Here is a 17,649-nt window from a genome sequence, read left to right on the forward strand (position 1 = left end):
TTCAGCCGCGTGTCAGCGACAACAGAGCACGAGGGTCCCCGCGTCGAGGCAGCGGACACCCCTGCCGTCGAGCCCCTGTTGCGTTCCGAGTGCGCGCATCGCCCGTTCCTCCGTGTGCTTACCGCGCCCGACGGGTCGCGGTCAGGTACCACCCGGAGCACCCCGTCACGTCGAAGGGTTGCTGGCCAGCGAGCCGGGTCTTGGCGCTGGCGCTCTTCACCTGCCGCACAGGAAAGCCGCCCGAGGCCACCGAGTCAAGGGGTGAGCAGACCGTCCCACCCCGTGAGACGACTCAGGACGCCTTGCGCTTGCGCCCCACGAGCACGAGGTCGTCGCGGTGCACGATCTCGCGGTCGTACCCCTCGCCGAGCTTGTCGCGCAGCTCGTGCGTCGAACGGCCGAGCAGGTCCGGGATGTCGCTCGAGTCGAACGCGACGAGGCCGCGCGCGATCACGCGCCCGTCGGGGGCGACGAGCTCGACGGGGTCGCCCGCGTCGAAGTCTCCCGTGACGCCGACCACGCCCGCGGGCAGCAGCGACGCGCGTCCGCCCAGGACCGCGGCGACCGCTCCCTCGTCGAGCTCGAGTCGTCCGCGCGTGCGGGCCGCGTGCGCGAGCCACAGGCGCCGGCGCGTGGTGCGCTTGCCCGTCACGGCGAACCAGGTCCCCACCTCGTGCCCCGCGAGCGCGCCCTCGGCGTGCGCGGCCTTGGTCAGGACGACCGGGATGCCCGAGCCCGTCGCGATGCGCACCGACTCGAGCTTGGTGAGCATGCCGCCGGTCCCGATCGAGCTGCCCCGGCCCGTGACCTCGATGCCTTCGAGGTCGAGGGCGGACCGGACCTCGCGGATGCGCTGCGTGCCCGGGCGCGAGGGCGGGCCGTCGTACAGGCCGTCGACGTCGGTCAGCAGGACCATCGCGTCGGCGCGCACCAGGTGCGAGACCAGGGCCGCGAGACGGTCGTTGTCCCCGAAGCGGATCTCGTCGGTCGCGACCGCGTCGTTCTCGTTGACGACCGGCACGATGCCCAGGTCCAGGAGCCGCTCGAGCGAGCGCTGCGCGTTGCGGTAGTGCCCGCGGCGGATGGTGTCCTCGGCCGTGAGGAGCACCTGGCCCACGCGGATGCCGTACTCGGCGAACGCCTGGGCGTAGCGGGCGACCAGGAGCCCCTGCCCCACCGAGGCCGCGGCCTGGGCCGTCGCGAGGTCGCGCGGTCGCGCGCTCAGGCCCAGCGGACCGATCCCCGCGGCGATCGCCCCCGACGTCACGAGCACGACCTGCCCGCCCGCCGCGTGGCGGGCCGCGATCACGTCGACGAGCGCGTGCAGGGCCGGGACGCTGAGGTGCCCGTCCGGTCCGGTGAGGGACGAGGAGCCGATCTTGACGACGACCCGGTGGGCCGTGGCGACCTGGGAGCGTGCGGAGAGCGCATTCACGGCCTCATCATCCCGCGCCGGGCGCTCGGACGGGGCGCCGTTTCACCGTGTGACACCTCACGGTGGGACGGCGTGGGCGGCATGCCGCCGGCCCGGGCCCGACGACGACGCTCCCCCTGGGCGCCCGCCCCGCCCGGGCGGCGGGGTCGAGACCCCCGGGGACGCCGCAGGGCGGGCACGACCCGAGGGGCCGTACCCGCCCTGCGGGCGGACGTGCGGTCGACGACGCTCGTCGACCCGCGCGGGAGGTCAGTCCTGGTCGGGGTCCGTCCAGTGGCCGGACTCGCGCTCGGTCCAGAGCTCGGCGCGGGCCTCGGCCTTGGCGTCCATGCGCTCGGTGTACTCGCGGCGCTTGTCGGTACGCGTGGGGCGCGAGGTGTCCTCGAGGCGCAGGTCGGAGCCGCGGGGGCCGCCGAGGTGCTCGGCGCCCGTGATGAGCGTGGGCTCCCAGTCGAACACGACCGCGTTCTTGTCGGAGCCGATGCGCACCTCGTCGCCCGCGACGGCGCCGGCCTTGAAGAGCTTCTCCTCGACCCCCAGGCGTGCGAGGCGGTCCGCGAGGTAGCCCACGGCCTCGTCGTTCGAGAAGTCGGTCTGGCGGACCCAGCGCTCGGGCTTGGAGCCACGGACCTCGTAGTAGAAGCCGGTCTCGGCACCACCCTTGCGGGTCACGGTGAAGCCCGCGTCGTCGACGGCCTTGGGGCGCAGGATCGTGCGCGCCGGGGCGGGGGCCGGGGCCTCGCGGCGGGCCTGGTCGACGAGCTCGGCGAGCGCGAACGTCAGGGGACGCAGGCCCTCGTGGCTCGCGGTCGAGATCTCGAAGACGCGCAGGCCGCGGGCCTCGAGGTCGGGGCGCACGAGCTCGGCGAGCTCGCGGGCCTCGGGGACGTCGATCTTGTTGAGCACCACGAGGCGCGGACGCTCGTTGAGCGGGAGGCGGGCCCCCTCGATGTCGAGGTCGCCCGCGTAGGCGTCGAGCTCGGCCTCGAGGGCCTCGAGGTCGGAGATCGGGTCACGATCGGGCTCGAGCGTCGCGCAGTCGAGCACGTGCACGATCACGGCGGTGCGCTCGATGTGGCGCAGGAACTCGAGGCCGAGCCCCTTGCCCTGGCTCGCGCCGGGGATGAGGCCGGGGACGTCGGCGACGGTGTAGCGCGAGTCGCCCGCCTGGACCACGCCCAGGTTGGGCACGAGGGTCGTGAACGGGTAGTCGGCGATCTTGGGCCGGGCTGCGGAGATCGCGGCGACGAGCGAGGACTTGCCCGCGCTCGGGAACCCGACGAGCGCGACGTCGGCGATCGACTTGACCTCGAGGACGAAGTCGGCCTCCTCGCCGGGCTCGCCGAGCAGCGCGAAGCCCGGGGCCTTGCGGCGCTGGGAGGCGAGCGCGGCGTTGCCGAGGCCGCCGCGGCCACCTGCGGCGGCGACGTACTCGGCGCCCTCGCCGACGAGGTCGGCCAGGACGTTGCCGTCGGTGTCCTTGATCACGGTGCCGTCGGGCACGCGCAGGATCAGGTCCCCGCCGTTGGCGCCGGCGCGGTGGTCACCCATGCCCTGGGTACCGGAGGTCGCGTGGCGGTGCGGCGAGTGGTGGAACTCGAGGAGCGTCGTGGTCTGGGAGTCGACGACGATCCGCACGGTCCCACCGTCACCCCCGTTGCCACCGTCAGGGCCGGCGAGCGGCTTGAACTTCTCCCGGCGGATGGAGGCGCAACCGTTGCCGCCGTCACCGCCGGAGGCGTGCAGGACGACGCGGTCGACGAACGTGGCCATGGAAATGGTCCTCTCAAGCAGGGGGGAAGAACACCAGGAGGGGCGCACCGCGTCGGTGCGCCCCTCCTGTCAAGCGTGCTGCGTCGTGGATCAGGCCTCGGCAGAGACGATGTCGACGACCTTGCGCCCGCGGCGCGTACCGAACTGGACCGCACCGGCGGTCAGGGCGAACAGCGTGTCGTCGCCACCGCGACCGACGTTGTTGCCCGGGTGGAAGTGGGTGCCGCGCTGGCGGACGATGATCTCGCCGGCGCTGACGACCTGGCCACCGAAGCGCTTCACGCCGAGGCGCTGGGCGTTGGAGTCACGACCGTTGCGCGAGGAGCTCGCGCCCTTCTTGTGTGCCATGTCGAACCTGCTTTCGTGCTGGAAGAAGAGGGGGTGGGATCACCTGCGGCGGCCGTCACGAGCCGCCGAGGGAAGTCACTTGATGCCGGTGACCTTGAGGCGGGTCAGCTGCTGACGGTGACCCTGGCGCTTGCGGTAGCCGGTCTTGTTCTTGTACTTGAGGATCGTGATCTTCGGGCCCTTTTCGTCCCGGACGACCTCAGCAGTGACCTTGACCTTCGCGAGCGCCGCAGCGTCGTGGGTCACCTTCTCCCCGTCCACCAGCAGGATCGCAGGAAGCTCGACGGACTGTCCGGCACCAGCCGACAGACGGTCGACGACGACGATATCGCCGACGGACACCTTCTCCTGGCGGCCACCGGCCTTGACGATCGCGTACACCACGTTGTTGCTCATCTCTTCTAGTCTTGGCGTGCTCGCCATGTCTGGTCGTCTTGGCAGGACTCAACACACCGTGGCGTGCGAGTGCGACCGGACCATGGGCACACGGGACCAGTGCGCACCGAGCGCACCGACGTTCAAGGGTACGGGAATCCCGGAGGCAGGGTCAAATAGCCGCCAGTGCTGGCACGGGTCAAGCCGGCGCGCCCGCCGAGGCCACCGTCAGTCGAGGACGAACGTGACCTCGAGCGCCACCTGCCAGACGACGATCTTCCCGTCCCTGACCTCGACCTTCTGCTCCTTGACCCACGCCCCCGTGAGGTTGCGCAGCGTCTCGCTCGCCCTCTCGATCCCGGTCTTCACCGCGTCGTCGAAGCTCACGTCGGACCGTGCACTGATCTGGGTGATGCGCGCTACCGAGCCGCTCATGACGTCCTCCGCCGTCCGGGGCGGACGCCTCGTCGCGTCCGCGCTCCCCCTCCACGATCCTCCGCAGGGCGTCGGCCCGCCAGCGCGGGCGGCTGCGGAGCCGGGTGTCAGCGGAGCCGTTCCCCCAGCCCCGCGACGATCACGTCGGCACCGAAGCCGAACCGCTCGTCGAAGCCGCCCGCCCCTTCGGTACCGCCAGCACCACCGCCCGCCTGCTCCTCGACGACGAAACCCAGGACGAAGCTGAGCACGGTCCCCCAGGCGCGCGCGGCGTCGTCGGGCGTGAAGCCTGCGGACGTGAGGACGCCCAGCGGGACCTCGACCGCGTCGCGCAGCGCCTCGTCCGTGACGAGGGTGCCGCTGAAGACGCGCGCACCGTCGCGGTGCGCGAGCAGCATGCGGCGCAGGTTCGTCGCGGAGTCGCGCACGCAGTCCTGCCAGGGAGACCCGGCGAGCGTCGCCTCGTCCCAGGCCTCGCCGTCGACGAGGTCTCGCAGCATGGTGACGGCCATCTCGTGGAGCAGGTCGGCCTTGCTCGCGAAGTGCCAGTAGAGCGCGGGCGCCTTGACGCCGAGGTCCTGGGCGAGCCGGCGCAAGGTCAGCCCGTCGAGCCCGACCTCGTCGAGCAGCGCGAGCGCCGCGCGCACCACGCGTTCCCGGTCCAGCCGCTCGGCCATCGCCCGTCCTCCTCGGATCGTCGGCGGCCACGGGTCGGCCGCACGCCCTCACCTTGACACCTTAACGATGTTCAGCAACTCTAACGTTGTTAGATTGAACAACGTTAAGGAGAGTTACCGTGCGCGTCCTGCTCGTGATCGACCACCCCTACGAGGGCAGCTACAGCCGGGCGCTCGCCGCCGCCGCGATCCGCGGTGCGACCAGCGCCGGGCACGACGTCGACGTGATCGACCTCGACCTCGACGACTTCGACCCCGTGGTCCGGCGCGCAGACCTGGGCGCGTGGCGCGAGGGACGGACCGTCGACCCCCGGGTCGCGCAGTACCAGGACCGCCTGGCCGCCGCCGACCACCTCGTCCTGGTCCACCCCGTCTGGTGGGAGGTCATGCCCGCGCGCCTCAAGGGGTTCCTCGACAAGGTCCTGGTCCCCGGCTTCGCGTACACCGAGAGCCGGGTCGGAACCCTCCGAGGACTGCTCGGGCTCTCGGGCGTCACGCTCGTGACGACCATGACCACCCCCGGACCGCTCTACCGCCTGTGGTTCGGCGCCCCGGTGCACCGCGTCGTGGCCCGGGGGGTCTTCGGCCAGCTCGGCGTGCCACGGGTCCGGTGGGTCAACCACCCGCGCGTCGCCGAGGTCTCCCCCGCCCGGCGCGCACGGTGGTTGACCGCGCTCGAGCGGCGGTTCGCGAGCCTCCCCGAGCCCTCGGACCGAGCGCGCGAGCGCGCGGCCCGCCGGAACGCCGCACGACCGGTGGCCGCACGAGGGGCCGCCGAGCACGAGCCGGCCGCACGGCCGGCCGCCTGACGGCCACGGACCACGACCCGCCCTGCACGACGAAGGACCCCGGCCGAGGCCGGGGTCCTTCGGTGATGCTGGGCGGTCGACGCGTCAGGCGTTCGCCTGGCCGTTCGACTCCGCGGCCGAGGCCTGGGCGATCTGCGCACGGACGTCGTCCATGTCGAGCCCCTTGACCGCTTCGACGACCTGCTCGAGAGCGGGTGCGGGGAGCGCGCCGGGCTGCGAGAAGACGAGGACGCCTTCGCGGAACGCCATGAGCGTCGGGATCGAGGTGATGTTCGCGGCGGCAGCGAGCGCCTGCTCGGCCTCGGTGTCGATCTTGCCGTGCACGACGTCGGGGTGGGTCTCCGAGGACGCCTCGAACACCGGGGCGAACTGGCGGCACGGGCCGCACCACGACGCCCAGAAGTCCACCAGGACGATGTCGTTGTCCTTGATGGTCTGCTCGAACGTGGCGCCGGTGAGTTCCTGGGTTGCCATGAAGGTCCTTCCTGAGGGGTTCACCAGGTGCAGCAACGGGTTCCCGGGAGGTATTCCCGGCCCGCGGGCGAACATACGCCGGGTTCCTCGCGGCCGCCTGCCGGACCCTCGGAGCGCCGACCTCCCCGGACCTCCCGGGCAGTGACCGAGATCACGTCTAGGCTGTGGCGCGTGGAACGCCTCAGGCCGCGCACGATCGCGGGATACGCCATCGGTTCGGTCGGCACGGGTGGCTTCGGCACCCTGCCGGGCCTCATGCTCCTGTACTACCTGACCGACGCGCTCGCCGTCCCGGCCGCGGTCGCAGGCCTGGTCGTCACGGGCGCCAAGGTCTGGGACGTCGTGATCGACCCGTTCATCGGGTACGGCAGCGACCGCGACCTGGCGCGCACGGGCTCGCGGCGGCGTTTCATGACGATCGGCGCGTGCACGATCCCGGTGTTCTTCGCGCTGACGTTCGCGGTGCCGGGCGGGGCGTCGACGGCCGCGGCCTCGATCTGGGTGCTCGTGGCCTTCCTGCTCGCCGCGACGGCGTTCTCGCTGTTCCAGGTGCCGTACATCGCGCTGCCCGCAGAGATCGCACCGACGTACGACGAGCGCACGCGCCTCATCAGCTGGCGGGTGGCGACGCTCGCGTTCGCGATCCTGCTGTTCGGGGCGGGGGGCCCGGTGCTGCGCGGCGAGACGAGCTCGCTGTCGGGGTACCTGACGCTGGGCGTGGTCGCAGGGCTGGTGATCGGCGCGGGCATGTTCGTCGCGTCCCGGGTGGCCCCGCGCGGCGCACGAGCAGCCGGCCCGACGGCGTCGCTCCCCGCGGGCGCACAGGCCCCGGCCCCGCAGGCGGCCACCTCGGCTGCGGGCGCCTTCCGCGTCGCGGTCTCGGAGGCCGTCGCGACCCTGCGCCGCAGCCAGCCCTTCCGGGTCCTGCTCACGGCGTTCTTCCTGCAGGCCCTCGCGACGGGCCTCATGCTCGCGGCCGCGAACTACGTCGCGACCTACGTCCTCGAGTCGACCCTCGCGGTGAGCCTGCTGTTCGCGGCGCTCATCGCGCCCGCGCTGCTGGTCATGCCGCTCTGGAACCGGCTCGCGCGCCGGGTCGGCAAGGAGCGCGGCTTCGTCCTCGCGAGCTCGCTGTTCGCGGTCGCGACGCTGTGCATGGTGCCGCTCGCGTGGGCTCCCGGTGACTGGGTGTACCTGCCGACCGCGCTCGCGGGCGTCGGGTACGCGGGCATGCAGGCGCTCCCGCTCGCGATGCTGCCCGACGTGATCGCGCACGACGCCCGTACGGTCCCCGTCGCGGGCCAGGGGCCGTCTGACCGTGGCGGGGCGTTCAGCGGCGTGTGGACCGCGGGCGAGACGACGGGTATGGCGTTCGGCGCCGGGCTGCTGAGCCTCGTGCAGTGGGTCACGGGCTACCAGTCGTCGAGCGCGGGCTTCACGCCCGAGCAGACGACGGCCGCAGTGGACGGCATCGCGCTCTCGTTCTCGCTGGTCCCGGCGGTTCTTGTCGCGCTGAGCCTCCTGGCCCTCGTACGCTATCGACTGCGCAGGGGCGACATCGACGTGCCCACCGAGGAGCCCGCAGCGCATGAGCGCCCTTGACGACACCCCCCTGCCCGCCCCGCCCGTCCTGCGGACCGAGGGCATCCTCGACCGCCTCGCAGCGCTGCGGGCGGCCGACGCCCCGACGCACGGAGGACGCGTCCTGTCGTACGTCTACGACCCGGACCTGGCCGAGCTCGACGCCCTCGCGGGGGACGCGATCCGGGCGGTCCAGCCGCTCAACGCCCTGGACCCCACGACGTTCTCCTCGGTCGCGGTCATGGAGCGCGAGCTCGTGGCCTTCGCGCGCGACATGCTGCACGGGACGGGCGCGCAGGACGCGAGCGGCGTCGTCGGGACGGTGACGTCCGGCGGGACCGAGAGCTGCCTGCTCGCCGTCAAGACGGCCCGTGACGCGTTCCTCGCGGCGCAGCCGCCGCGGGCGGACGGCACGCCGCACACGCTCGCGACGCTCGGCCGGGCGCCCAAGGTCGTGGCGCCGAGCACCGTCCACGCGGCGTTCCACAAGGCCGCGACCTACCTGGGGCTCGACCTCGTGCTCGTCCCCGTGGACCCGGCGACGTGCCGCGCGGTCCCGGCCGACCTGGCCGCGGCGGTGGGCGACGGGAGCGACGTCGCCCTCGTCGTGGTCTCCGCGCCGTCGTACCCGCACGGGGTCGTGGACCCGGTCGAGGAGGTCGCGGCGGCCGCGAGCGCCCTGGGGGTCCCGGTCCACGTGGACGCGTGCGTGGGCGGTTGGGTGCTGCCCTTCTGGCCCGACGACGCCGCGCACGTCCCGCTCTTCGACTTCCGCGTGCCGGGGGTCACCTCGATCTCCGCCGACGTCCACAAGTACGGCTACGCCCCCAAGGGCGCCTCGGTCCTGCTCACGCGGGACCGGGACCGGCAGCGCCACCAGCTGTTCGCGACGACGCGCTGGCCGGGCTACCCGGTCGTGAACTCGACGATCATGGGCTCCAAGTCGGCGGGGCCGCTCGCCGCGGCCTGGGCCGTGACGCAGGCGCTCGGCGTGCCGGGCTACCGGGCCGTGACGGCACGGTGCGCCGTCGCGACGCTCGCGCTGCGCCAGGTGCTCGACACGGTCGAGGGCCTGCGCGTGGTCGGCGACCCGGTGGGGCCGCTCGTGGCGGTCGCGACCGACGAGTCGCTGCCCGCGGACCGGCGGGTCGACCCGCACGTGTGGTCGGACGCCGTCCGCGCGAGCGGGTTCGTGCTCCAGCCGCAGCCCGGGTACACCCAGCCCGACGGCTCACGCCTGCCGCACACGACGCACCTCACGGTGACCCCTGTGACGGCGAGCGTGGTCGATGAGCTCGGTGCCGCGCTGGTCACCGCCGCGGAGGCCGTGCGCGGTGTGCCGCGCCCGGACCCGCAGGAGGTCCTGGGCGCCCTGATCGCGAGCCTGGCCCCGGGGATCGAGCCCGCCGAGGCGGTCGCCGGGCTCGGGTCGCTCGACGCGGCCACGGCGTGGGGGCTCGTGCAGGCCACCGTGCTGGGCGGCGCGGACCCGCGCGGCGGCGACGCCCCCGAGCCCGGCACGGGTCCCATGGCTCCGCTGCTGGCCCTCGTCGAGGCGCTGCCGTCCGCGGTCGGCGAGCGCCTGCTCGTCGAGCTCATCGCGCGTCTCGCGGAGCCCGTGGCACCGCCGGTCGACGCCCTGGCGGCGGAGCCCGGGGGCTCCTGAGACTCGACCGGTGGGCAGGGTCCGGGGCTGTGCAGCCACCGCTGCCCGGGAGCCGACCCCGCCCACCGGGTTCAGCGCGAGTCCGCGTCCCGGGTGGTAGAACAGTCAGGTGACGGACACCGCCGACTTCCCGCCCGACGACTTCTCCCGCGAGATCCCCCAGCCCGCCGGGTGGCTGAGCGCGGAGGACCTCGCGGCCGCACGCTCCCACCTGCCCCTCGTCTACGTCGACGCGGTCCCGGTCCGGGTCGACGACTCGGGCGACGTGGTCGCCGTCGGGCTGCTGCTGCGCGTGACGCCCGAGGGGCAGATGACCCGGGCGCTCGTGTCGGGGCGCGTGATGTACCACGAGCGGATCCGCGACGCGCTGCTGCGGCACATCGAGAAGGACCTGGGGCCCGTGGCCCTGCCCCACGTCCCGGCGTCCCCGCAGCCGTTCACTGTCGCCGAGTACCTGCCCACCCCCGGGATCACGGGGTACCACGACCCGCGCCAGCACGCGGTCTCGCTCGCGTACGTCGTCCCGGTCTCGGGCGACTGCCAGCCGCAGCAGCAGGCGCTCGAGCTCGCATGGCTCACGCCGGAGCAGGCGTGCAGCGACCAGGTGCAGCTCGAGATGCACGGTGGGCAGGGCACGCTCCTGCGGCAGGCCATGGCGTACGTCGGCCGCCTCTCGTGACCTCCGCTCCCGTGACGGCGTCGTCAGGCGTGGGCGACCGCCTGCGCGGACCGGCCGCGGCGCGCTGGTGGCACGGCGTCGTCGCGGCCATGGCGCTCGTCGGCGTCGTCTGGGAGCTCTTCGGCACGCTCGGGCGCGGACCGCTCCCGGGCGACACCACCACGGATCTCGTCGTCCACTTCTTCAGCTACTTCACGATCCTGTCGAACGTCCTGGTCGGGGCCACGTGCGCCCTGCTGTTCGTGGACCCGCTGCGGGACGGGCGCGTGTTCCGCGTCGCGCGCCTCGACGCGCTGCTGTGCATCGCCGTGACGGGCCTCGTGTACAACACCGTCCTCGCGGGCCTCCAGGAGCTGAGCGTCGCCGGGATCTTCACGAACCTCCTGCTGCACCAGGCGGGGCCGCTGCTCGCGGTCCTCGGGTGGCTCGTCGTGGGGCCGCGGCCACGCATCGACACCACGACGATCTGGTGGTCGGTCCTCGCACCGCTCGCGTGGATCGTCTACATCTTCGTGCAGGGCGCGTTCTCGCACTGGTACCCGTACCCGTTCATGGACGTGACCGAGATCGGGTACCCGCAGGCGCTGCTCAACACGGGCGTCGTGGCCGTGGTGTTCCTGCTGCTCGCGGCAGGGCTCGGCTGGGTCGACCGGCGGATGAAGCCCGCGCCCTCGCCCGCGGCCACAGGGCGCTGACGGGCGGACGGCCACAGCCCGTGGGGCGCCCGCAGGCGTCGAGCGCGTCCCGCCCGCGTCGTCCCGGCCCAGCGGTAGCGTGACGCCATGTCGAAGACGTCGAAGAAGAAGTCGAAGAAGGACAAGGGGCTGCCCCGCGAGGTCTACGAGGCCGAGCTGTTCCGGCTGCAGGCCGAGCTCGTCAGGCTCCAGCAGTGGACCCAGGCCACCGGGGCGCGTGTCGTCGTGATCTTCGAGGGGCGCGACGCAGCCGGCAAGGGCGGCGTGATCAAGCGCATCACGCAGTACCTGAGCCCGCGCGTCGTGCGTATCGCGGCCCTGCCGACACCGACCGAGCGCGAGCGGTCCGAGTGGTACTACCAGCGGTACGTCGCCCACCTGCCCGCGGCGGGTGAGATCGTGCTGTTCGACCGCTCCTGGTACAACCGGGCCGGCGTCGAGAGGGTCATGGGCTTCTGCACCCCCGAGGAGTACGACCGCTTCATGCGGCAGACGCCCGTCTTCGAGCAGATGCTCATCGACGACGGGATCATCCTGCGCAAGTACTGGTTCTCGGTCTCGGACGGCGAGCAGCTCAAGCGCTTCCGGTCGCGCCTCTCGGACCCGGTGCGCCAGTGGAAGCTGAGCCCCATGGATCTCGAGTCGATCCACCGCTGGGAGGACTACTCGCGCGCCAAGGACGAGATGATGGTGCACACCGACGTGCCCGGCAGCCCGTGGTTCGTCGTCGAGTCGGACTCCAAGAAGAACGCGCGGCTCAACATGATCTCGCACCTGCTCTCGACGATCGGCTACGTCGACGTGCCGCACGACAAGGTCGTGCTGCCCGAGCGCCCGCCCGCGTCGGGCGACTACGTGCGTCCCCCGCGCGAGCTCGCGAACTACGTCCCCGACCACGTGGCCCAGCTCCTGGGCGACCCCGAGAACGGGTTCTGACGCCTCGCCGGGTGCGCTAGAGCTCGAGGGTCGGCCAGTCCGCGAAGTCCTCGCGCATCCTGCGGTCGTGCGTCGCGACGACCACGGCCGCAGGCGTGACGCGCAGCGCCTGGGTGAGCTCGTCGACGAGGTCGATCGAGAGGTGGTTGGTCGGCTCGTCGAGCAGCAGGACGTGCGGCACCGCGAGCAGCGCGCGGGCCAGGTCGAAGCGGCGGCGCTGCCCCGCGGACAGCTCGCGCAGGGGGCGGTCCAGGTCCTCCTCGGTCAGCAGCCCGAGGAACGCGACCGGTACCAGGAAGTCCGGGTCGAGCGTGCCCGCCGAGAGCAGGTCGAGCGCCTCCTGCGCGTACTCCTCGAAGCCCGTGCGCTCCTCGGCGCCCGGCGGTAGCGCGGGCCCCTCCTGCGCGACGATCCCGACCCGCACGCCGTCCGCGACCGTCCTGGTGCCCCGGTCGAGCCCCACCGTGCCCGCGAGGGCCGCGAGCAGGGTCGACTTGCCCGAGCCGTTCGGCCCGGTGATCAGCAGCCGACCCGACGGCGGGATCGCGATGCGCGTCCCGGGCAGGTCGAGCCGGGCACCGGTGGGCACGGCAGAGGGCGCGGCGGGGGTGACGACGCCGGGCAGGGCGGGGCCGCCGTCGGGCAGGTCGCCCGGCGCGCCGCCCCGCTCCCGAGGCGTGGCGTCCACGCGCGGGCTGCGCACCTCGAGCAGCGGGGTGTCGGGCGACCAGCCGGGCGACATGGCCAGCAGGTCGGGGAAGCGCAGCTCGAGCGGCGGGACGGGGACCTCGACGGCCTCGGCCTCGAGCTTCTGCACGAGCCGGTCCGCAGCCTTGACGTGGATGCGCGCGTGCGTCGCACGCCGGTGCTTCTGGCTGCCCTTGGCGGGGCGCCACTCGTCCGAGAGCCCCTCGTACGACGCGTCGAGCCGTTCGGCGAGCTTCTCGGCGCGCTTGCGCTCGGCCCGGTAGCGCTGACGCCACCGGTGCAGGGCCTGGTTCTTCGCGAAGCGGTAGGCCAGGTAGCCGGGCTGGCCGTACAGCACGGGCTTGCCGTCCATCGCGGGGTCGAGGTCGAGGATCTCGGTCGCGACGTCGTCGAGCAGCTGGCGGTCGTGCGTGACCATGACGACCCCACCGCCCCACGCCACGATCTCGCCCGTGAGGAAGTCGATACCGCTCGTGTCGAGGTGGTTGGTCGGCTCGTCGAGCAGCAGCAGGTCGCTCCGCTCGGCCAGGCGGCATGCGAGACGGACTCGGTAGCGCTCGCCCACGGAGAGCGTCGAGAGCTCGCGCAGCGGGTCGCGGCACGCCCCCAGCCGGGACAGCGCGACCTCGACGCGCCGGTCCGCGTCCCACACGGCCAGGTGCTCGGCGCGGGCCAGGACGTCCGAGAGCTCGGCGAGGTTGCCGTGCTCGTGGTCGAAGTCGCGCGTCACGGCGTCGAGCTCGGCGCCCACGGCACGCACCGTCGCGAGGCTGTCGCGGACCAGGTCGCCGACCGTCTGCCCGGGCTGCGGCACGAGCTCCTGCTCGACGACGGCGAGCGAGCCCTGGCGGCGCACCTCGCCCCCGCTCGGGGCGAGCGTCCCGGCCAGGACACCCAGGAGGGTCGACTTGCCCGTGCCGTTCTCCCCCACCACGCCGAGCCGCGTGCCGGCGCCGACGCGCAGCGAGACGCCCGAGAGGACGGGGCGTCCCGGGTAGGAGAAGGAGAGGTCGTCGACAGCCAGGTGCACAGGTCAACCCTAAAGGGAGCAGGTGGACGGGCGCCCCACCCCGCTCCGAGCCCTTCGTCCCGTTCCCCGGATGCGGTACGCGCACCACCTGGCCCGCGCCGGCTCGGGGGCCGTGCTCCGGTAGCGTCGTGGCCATGACCTCGACGCCTGCCACCGCCCCGAGCCCGCCCCGCCCGACCGTCCGGACGGGCATCGTCGCTCTGGCCGTCGTGCTCGATGTCGTCGCGGTCCTCGCGTTCGCGACCGGCGGGCGGGCGACGCACTCCGCCGACAGCCCCCTGACCGCGATCCTGACGATCGCGTGGCCCTTCCTCGTGGGGCTCGCGGTTGGGTGGGTCCTCCTGCGCGCCTGGCGGTGGCCGCTCGCGGCCTGGCCGACCGGGGTCGTGCTGTGGGTCACGACGTGGGTCGTGGGGATGGCGTTGCGCTGGGCCACGGGCGAGGGGCTCGCGACCGCGTTCCTCGTGGTGTCCGCGGCGTTCCTGCTCGCGACGCTCGTGGGCTGGCGGCTCGTCGCCCTCCTGGTCCTCAAGGTGCGCGGGCGTGTCTCGACGTCCTGAGCCCCCTGGTGCCGAGAACGAAGTTGAGGTCGTTCTGCCCGCCTTGGCGACCGCAACCTCGTGGTCGAGCGCACGGAACGTCGTTCTCGACGTGCGGCCCGACGTCCGGGCGAGCGCGACCCGGAGGTCACGCCCGCTCGGACGTCCTTGGCCGATCCGTCCAGTGGGCTGGCACGGGCCACCACCTGCGATCAGGCGGGACCCGGCCGGGGACCGTTCAGGCGAGCGGCTGAGCCTGGGGTTCGTCGACCGTCGTCCCGGTCAGCACCGCCACGACCTGCGGGGCGATCGCACGGAACGCCTTGCCCCGGTGGCTGATCGCGTTCTTCTCCTCGGCCGACAGCTCCGCGGCCGAGCGGGACTCGCCGTCGGGCAGGAGGATCGGGTCGTACCCGAAGCCGCCCTCGCCGCGCGGGGCGCCCAGGAGCGTCCCGCGCATCTCGCCCGTGCGGACCCACTCCCCCCCGTCCGGGGTCACGAGCGCGGCCGCGCACACGAAGCCCGCCGCGCGGTGCTCCACCGGGACGTCGCCGAGCTGCGCGAGCAGCAGGTCGAGGTTCGCCCGGTCGTCGCCGTGCCGACCCGACCAGCGCGCGGAGAAGATCCCCGGCGCCCCACCCAGGACGTCGACCGCGAGGCCCGAGTCGTCGGCCACGGCCGGCAGACCGGTCGCCGCGGCGAGCGCGCGGGCCTTGATGAGCGCGTTCTCCGCGAACGTCACGCCGTCCTCGACGGGCTCCGGGGCACCGACCTCGCGCGCCGAGACCACGGCCTCCGGCGGCAGGTCCAGGCCGGGCTGCGCGGCCAGGATCGCGCGGAGCTCGGCGAGCTTGCCCACGTTGTGGGTCGCCAGGACGAGCCGGGCCCCCGCAGGAACGCTCACACCGGACCCAGCGCTCACCGCGACGCCTCGTCGAGCGCGAGCTGCTGGATGATCGCGAGCTCGGACGTACCGCGCAGGGCGAGGTCCAGCAGCACGTCGAGCTCGGTGCGGTTGAACGGCGCGTGCTCGGCCGTGCCCTGCACCTCGACAAAGTCTCCCGAGCCCGTGACCACGACGTTCATGTCGGTGTCCGCGCGCACGTCCTCGACGTAGGGCAGGTCGAGCATGGGGGTGCCGTCGATGATGCCGACGCTCACCGCGGAGACCGAGTCCGTGAGGACCTTCTTGCCGCCCTTGATCGCCCCGTGCTTCTTGCCCCAGGTCACGGCGTCGGCGAGCGCGACGTACGCACCCGTGATCGCCGCTGTGCGGGTGCCGCCGTCAGCCTGCAGGACGTCGCAGTCGAGCACGATCGTGTTCTCACCGAGCGCCGAGACGTCGATGACCGCGCGCAGCGAGCGCCCGATGAGGCGCGAGATCTCGTGCGTGCGCCCGCCGATGCGTCCCTTGACGGACTCACGGTCGCTGCGGGTGCTGGTCGCACGCGGCAGCATCGAGTACTCGGCCGTGACCCAGCCCTGCCCCGAGCCCTTGCGCCAGCGCGGCACGCCCTCGGTGAACGAGGCCGCGCACAGCACGCGCGTGCGCCCGAACTCGACGAGCACGCTGCCCTCGGCGGCGTCGAGCCAGTTCCGGGTGATCGTGACGGGGCGGAGCTCGTCGGGCGTGCGACCGTCCGCGCGGACGGTCTGGGAGGTGGAGGCTGAAGTCATGGAGCCAGCCTATCCGGGCCTCAGAGCGTGAAGACCCGACCCGTCGCCGCGAGGTCGACCGGCCCGGCGTAGACCGCCGTGGCCTCCTCGCGCGCCGCCTGCTTGTCGTTCCAGGCCGGCAGGTGCGTGAGGACCAGCCGCTGGGCGCCGGCCGCCGTGGCGACCTCGCCCGCGCGCCTGCCCGTCAGGTGGATGCCGCGGTCGACCGCGTCGTCCCGCCCCTCCTGGAACGCGGCCTCGGCGAGCAGGAGGTCCGCGTCGCGCGCGAGCTCGACGACGGCGTCGCACGCGTCGGTGTCCCCCGTGTAGGCGAGCGTGACCCGCTCGCCCGGGACCAGGCTGGAAGGCCCCGTGACCCGCACGCCGTAGGCCTCGACCGGGTGGTAGACCCGGAAGGGCTCGATCTCCAGAGGACCCACCGTGACGACCTGCCCCGGCTCCCAGGCCTCGAACGCGAACTGGGACTCCATGGACTCCCCCGCCTCGAGGCCGTAGGCCGCCCCGATGCGCTCGGCCGTGTTCGACGGCCCCCAGACGGGCAGCGCCCCCGCGGCGGGCGCGTCACCGGGCCGCACGGGAGACGTCGCCGACGCCGCGGCCGCCCGGTCCGGGTGGTACTTCAGGTAGACGTACAGCCCGCACACGTCGACGAAGTGGTCGGGGTGCAGGTGGGACAGCCCGATCGCGTCGAGCCGACGCGGGTCGACGAACCGCTGCAGCGCGCCGAGCGCGCCGTTGCCCATGTCGAGCAGGAGGTTCCACTCGCGCCCGTCCGGTGAGACGTCGTCGGGCACCTGGACGAGGTACGAGGAGGCCGGGGAGTCGGGGCCCGCGAACGAGCCCGAGGAGCCGATGACGACCAGGCGCATCAGACGGCCTCCACGAGCGAGACCTCGGGCCCGAGGAAGCGGCGCGCGAGCTGGTCGAACGGCTCGGCGCTGCCCGTCGCCCGGAACCGGTGCGCCGGCGCGCCCGCCTCGCGCGAGCGTTCCAGACCGTGCGCGACGAGCGTGCGGTACACGTCCTTCGCGGTCTCCTCGGCGCTCGACACGAGCGTGACCTCGTCGCCCATGACGTAGGAGATCGCCCCCGCGAGGAGCGGGTAGTGCGTGCAGCCGAGCACGAGCGTGTCCACGCCGGCCGCTCGGACGGGGGCGAGGTACTCGTGCGCGATCTCGAGCACCTCCGGACCGGACGTCACCCCGGCCTCGACGAGACGCACGAACTCGGGGCAGGCCTGCGACGTGAGCCGCAGGCCGGGGGCGACCGCGAACGCGTCGTCGTACGCGCGCGACTCGATGGTCCCCCGCGTCCCGATGACACCGATGTTGCCCGTCCGGGTCGCGGCCACCGCACGCCGCGCAGCAGGCAGGATCACCTCGATCACCGGCATCCCGTAGCGGGCCGTGTACCGCTCGCGGGCGTCGCGCAGCACCGCCGACGACGCCGTGTTGCACGCGATGACGAGCATCTTGACACCCTCGTCCACGAGCTGGTCCATGATCGAGAGCGCCATGGCACGCACAGCGGCCAGCGGCTTGGGTCCGTACGGGCTGTTCGCCGTGTCACCGATGTACAGCAGCGACTCGTTCGGCAGCTGGTCGAGGATCGAGCGGGCGACCGTGAGGCCCCCGACTCCCGAGTCGAAGATGCCGATGGGTGCGTCGTTCACGGTGACGAGCCTAGTGCCGGGGCGGCAGAAAGGGAGGTCGCGCTGCCTGCAGCGGCCTGTGGGACCGACCACAGGGGCGTCCTGCGGCCGCGCGCGGAAGCGGTCCGGGGAAGAGTCAGGACGACGGAGGAGGCGACGTG

General features: G+C 73.2%; 19 protein-coding genes and 1 riboswitch. Of the genes, 7 read left to right on the plus strand and 12 right to left on the minus strand.

Translation table 11 applies throughout. The features are described 5' to 3' along the window. Positions 1 to 109: 109 nt before the first annotated feature. Positions 110 to 221, minus strand: a riboswitch (SAM riboswitch). Positions 222 to 292: 71 nt separating this feature from the next. The 6 genes from proB to JOD48_RS13245 all read right to left on the minus strand — a co-directional run bounded on the left by proB (position 293) and on the right by JOD48_RS13245 (position 5,043). Continuing rightward, a complete protein-coding gene (gene proB / locus JOD48_RS13220; RefSeq protein WP_191788901.1) occupies positions 293 to 1,435 on the minus strand; it encodes a glutamate 5-kinase in 1,143 nt (380 codons plus the stop codon). Between the two features lie 249 nt (positions 1,436 to 1,684). Continuing rightward, the gene (gene obgE / locus JOD48_RS13225) at positions 1,685 to 3,208 is read right to left on the minus strand and encodes a GTPase ObgE (RefSeq protein ID WP_191788900.1); all 1,524 of its coding nucleotides are present in this window, start codon (positions 3,206 to 3,208) and stop codon (positions 1,685 to 1,687) included. A 90-nt stretch (positions 3,209 to 3,298) separates the two neighbouring features. After that, positions 3,299 to 3,556, minus strand: a complete 258-nt coding sequence (gene rpmA / locus JOD48_RS13230) for a 50S ribosomal protein L27 (RefSeq protein WP_030151568.1) — start codon at positions 3,554 to 3,556, stop codon at positions 3,299 to 3,301. 75 nt (positions 3,557 to 3,631) lie between these two features. Continuing rightward, the gene (gene rplU, locus JOD48_RS13235) at positions 3,632 to 3,940 is read right to left on the minus strand and encodes a 50S ribosomal protein L21 (RefSeq protein WP_191789147.1); all 309 of its coding nucleotides are present in this window, start codon (positions 3,938 to 3,940) and stop codon (positions 3,632 to 3,634) included. Between the two features lie 219 nt (positions 3,941 to 4,159). Next, a complete protein-coding gene (locus JOD48_RS13240; protein ID WP_138824001.1) occupies positions 4,160 to 4,366 on the minus strand; it encodes a dodecin family protein in 207 nt (68 codons plus the stop codon). A gap of 107 nt (positions 4,367 to 4,473) precedes the next feature. Further along, complete coding sequence (locus tag JOD48_RS13245; RefSeq protein WP_204809517.1) at positions 4,474 to 5,043, minus strand: TetR/AcrR family transcriptional regulator C-terminal domain-containing protein; 570 nt, start codon at positions 5,041 to 5,043, stop codon at positions 4,474 to 4,476. 119 nt (positions 5,044 to 5,162) lie between these two features. On the opposite strand from JOD48_RS13245, the gene JOD48_RS13250 reads away from it, so the two are divergent. After that, entirely contained in the window at positions 5,163 to 5,852 is a 690-nt protein-coding gene (locus tag JOD48_RS13250; RefSeq protein WP_191788898.1) for an NAD(P)H-dependent oxidoreductase, read from the plus strand. An 84-nt stretch (positions 5,853 to 5,936) separates the two neighbouring features. Here JOD48_RS13250 and trxA read toward each other — a convergent pair whose 3' ends face one another. After that, positions 5,937 to 6,326 (minus strand): thioredoxin, encoded by a 390-nt coding sequence (gene trxA, locus JOD48_RS13255; protein WP_191788897.1) that lies wholly within the window; start codon positions 6,324 to 6,326, stop codon positions 5,937 to 5,939. Between the two features lie 171 nt (positions 6,327 to 6,497). Here trxA and JOD48_RS13260 point away from each other — a divergent pair, with 171 nt between their 5' ends. The 5 genes from JOD48_RS13260 to ppk2 all read left to right on the plus strand — a co-directional run bounded on the left by JOD48_RS13260 (position 6,498) and on the right by ppk2 (position 11,883). Further along, entirely contained in the window at positions 6,498 to 7,928 is a 1,431-nt protein-coding gene (locus JOD48_RS13260) for an MFS transporter (protein ID WP_307824137.1), read from the plus strand. Then, complete coding sequence (locus JOD48_RS13265) at positions 7,915 to 9,573, plus strand: pyridoxal phosphate-dependent decarboxylase family protein (protein WP_191788896.1); 1,659 nt, start codon at positions 7,915 to 7,917, stop codon at positions 9,571 to 9,573. The genes JOD48_RS13260 and JOD48_RS13265 overlap by 14 nt, the downstream gene beginning before the upstream one ends. Before the next feature lie 109 nt (positions 9,574 to 9,682). Next, positions 9,683 to 10,252, plus strand: coding sequence for an NUDIX hydrolase family protein (locus tag JOD48_RS13270; protein ID WP_191788895.1), 570 nt, complete (start codon positions 9,683 to 9,685; stop codon positions 10,250 to 10,252). 11 nt (positions 10,253 to 10,263) lie between these two features. Beyond that, positions 10,264 to 10,947 carry a Pr6Pr family membrane protein gene (locus tag JOD48_RS13275; protein ID WP_307824138.1) on the plus strand — a complete coding sequence of 228 codons (684 nt, stop codon included), beginning with the start codon at positions 10,264 to 10,266 and terminating at the stop codon, positions 10,945 to 10,947. Between the two features lie 87 nt (positions 10,948 to 11,034). Beyond that, a complete protein-coding gene (gene ppk2 / locus JOD48_RS13280) occupies positions 11,035 to 11,883 on the plus strand; it encodes a polyphosphate kinase 2 (protein ID WP_191788894.1) in 849 nt (282 codons plus the stop codon). A gap of 16 nt (positions 11,884 to 11,899) precedes the next feature. Here ppk2 and JOD48_RS13285 read toward each other — a convergent pair whose 3' ends face one another. Then, a complete protein-coding gene (locus JOD48_RS13285) occupies positions 11,900 to 13,621 on the minus strand; it encodes an ABC-F family ATP-binding cassette domain-containing protein (RefSeq protein WP_191788893.1) in 1,722 nt (573 codons plus the stop codon). A 134-nt stretch (positions 13,622 to 13,755) separates the two neighbouring features. Between JOD48_RS13285 and JOD48_RS13290 the strand changes: the two genes are divergently transcribed. After that, positions 13,756 to 14,181, plus strand: coding sequence for a DUF3054 domain-containing protein (locus JOD48_RS13290; RefSeq protein ID WP_191788892.1), 426 nt, complete (start codon positions 13,756 to 13,758; stop codon positions 14,179 to 14,181). A 217-nt stretch (positions 14,182 to 14,398) separates the two neighbouring features. Here the strand turns inward: JOD48_RS13290 and rdgB are convergent, their stop codons facing one another. From rdgB to murI, 4 genes are read right to left on the minus strand one after another with little or no spacing between them, the layout of a single operon-like run. Beyond that, positions 14,399 to 15,064: an RdgB/HAM1 family non-canonical purine NTP pyrophosphatase gene (gene rdgB, locus JOD48_RS13295; protein ID WP_204810586.1), complete on the minus strand. Its 666-nt coding sequence runs from the start codon at positions 15,062 to 15,064 to the stop codon at positions 14,399 to 14,401. A gap of 14 nt (positions 15,065 to 15,078) precedes the next feature. After that, positions 15,079 to 15,837: a ribonuclease PH gene (rph, locus tag JOD48_RS13300; protein ID WP_191788891.1), complete on the minus strand. Its 759-nt coding sequence runs from the start codon at positions 15,835 to 15,837 to the stop codon at positions 15,079 to 15,081. A 20-nt stretch (positions 15,838 to 15,857) separates the two neighbouring features. Further along, the gene (locus JOD48_RS13305; protein WP_191788890.1) at positions 15,858 to 16,706 is read right to left on the minus strand and encodes an MBL fold metallo-hydrolase; all 849 of its coding nucleotides are present in this window, start codon (positions 16,704 to 16,706) and stop codon (positions 15,858 to 15,860) included. After that, positions 16,706 to 17,509 (minus strand): glutamate racemase, encoded by an 804-nt coding sequence (gene murI, locus JOD48_RS13310; RefSeq protein ID WP_191788889.1) that lies wholly within the window; start codon positions 17,507 to 17,509, stop codon positions 16,706 to 16,708. The genes JOD48_RS13305 and murI overlap by 1 nt, the downstream gene beginning before the upstream one ends. Positions 17,510 to 17,649 lie beyond the last annotated feature (140 nt).

This window comes from Oerskovia paurometabola (assembly GCF_016907365.1).
GTDB lineage: Bacteria > Actinomycetota > Actinomycetes > Actinomycetales > Cellulomonadaceae > Oerskovia > Oerskovia paurometabola.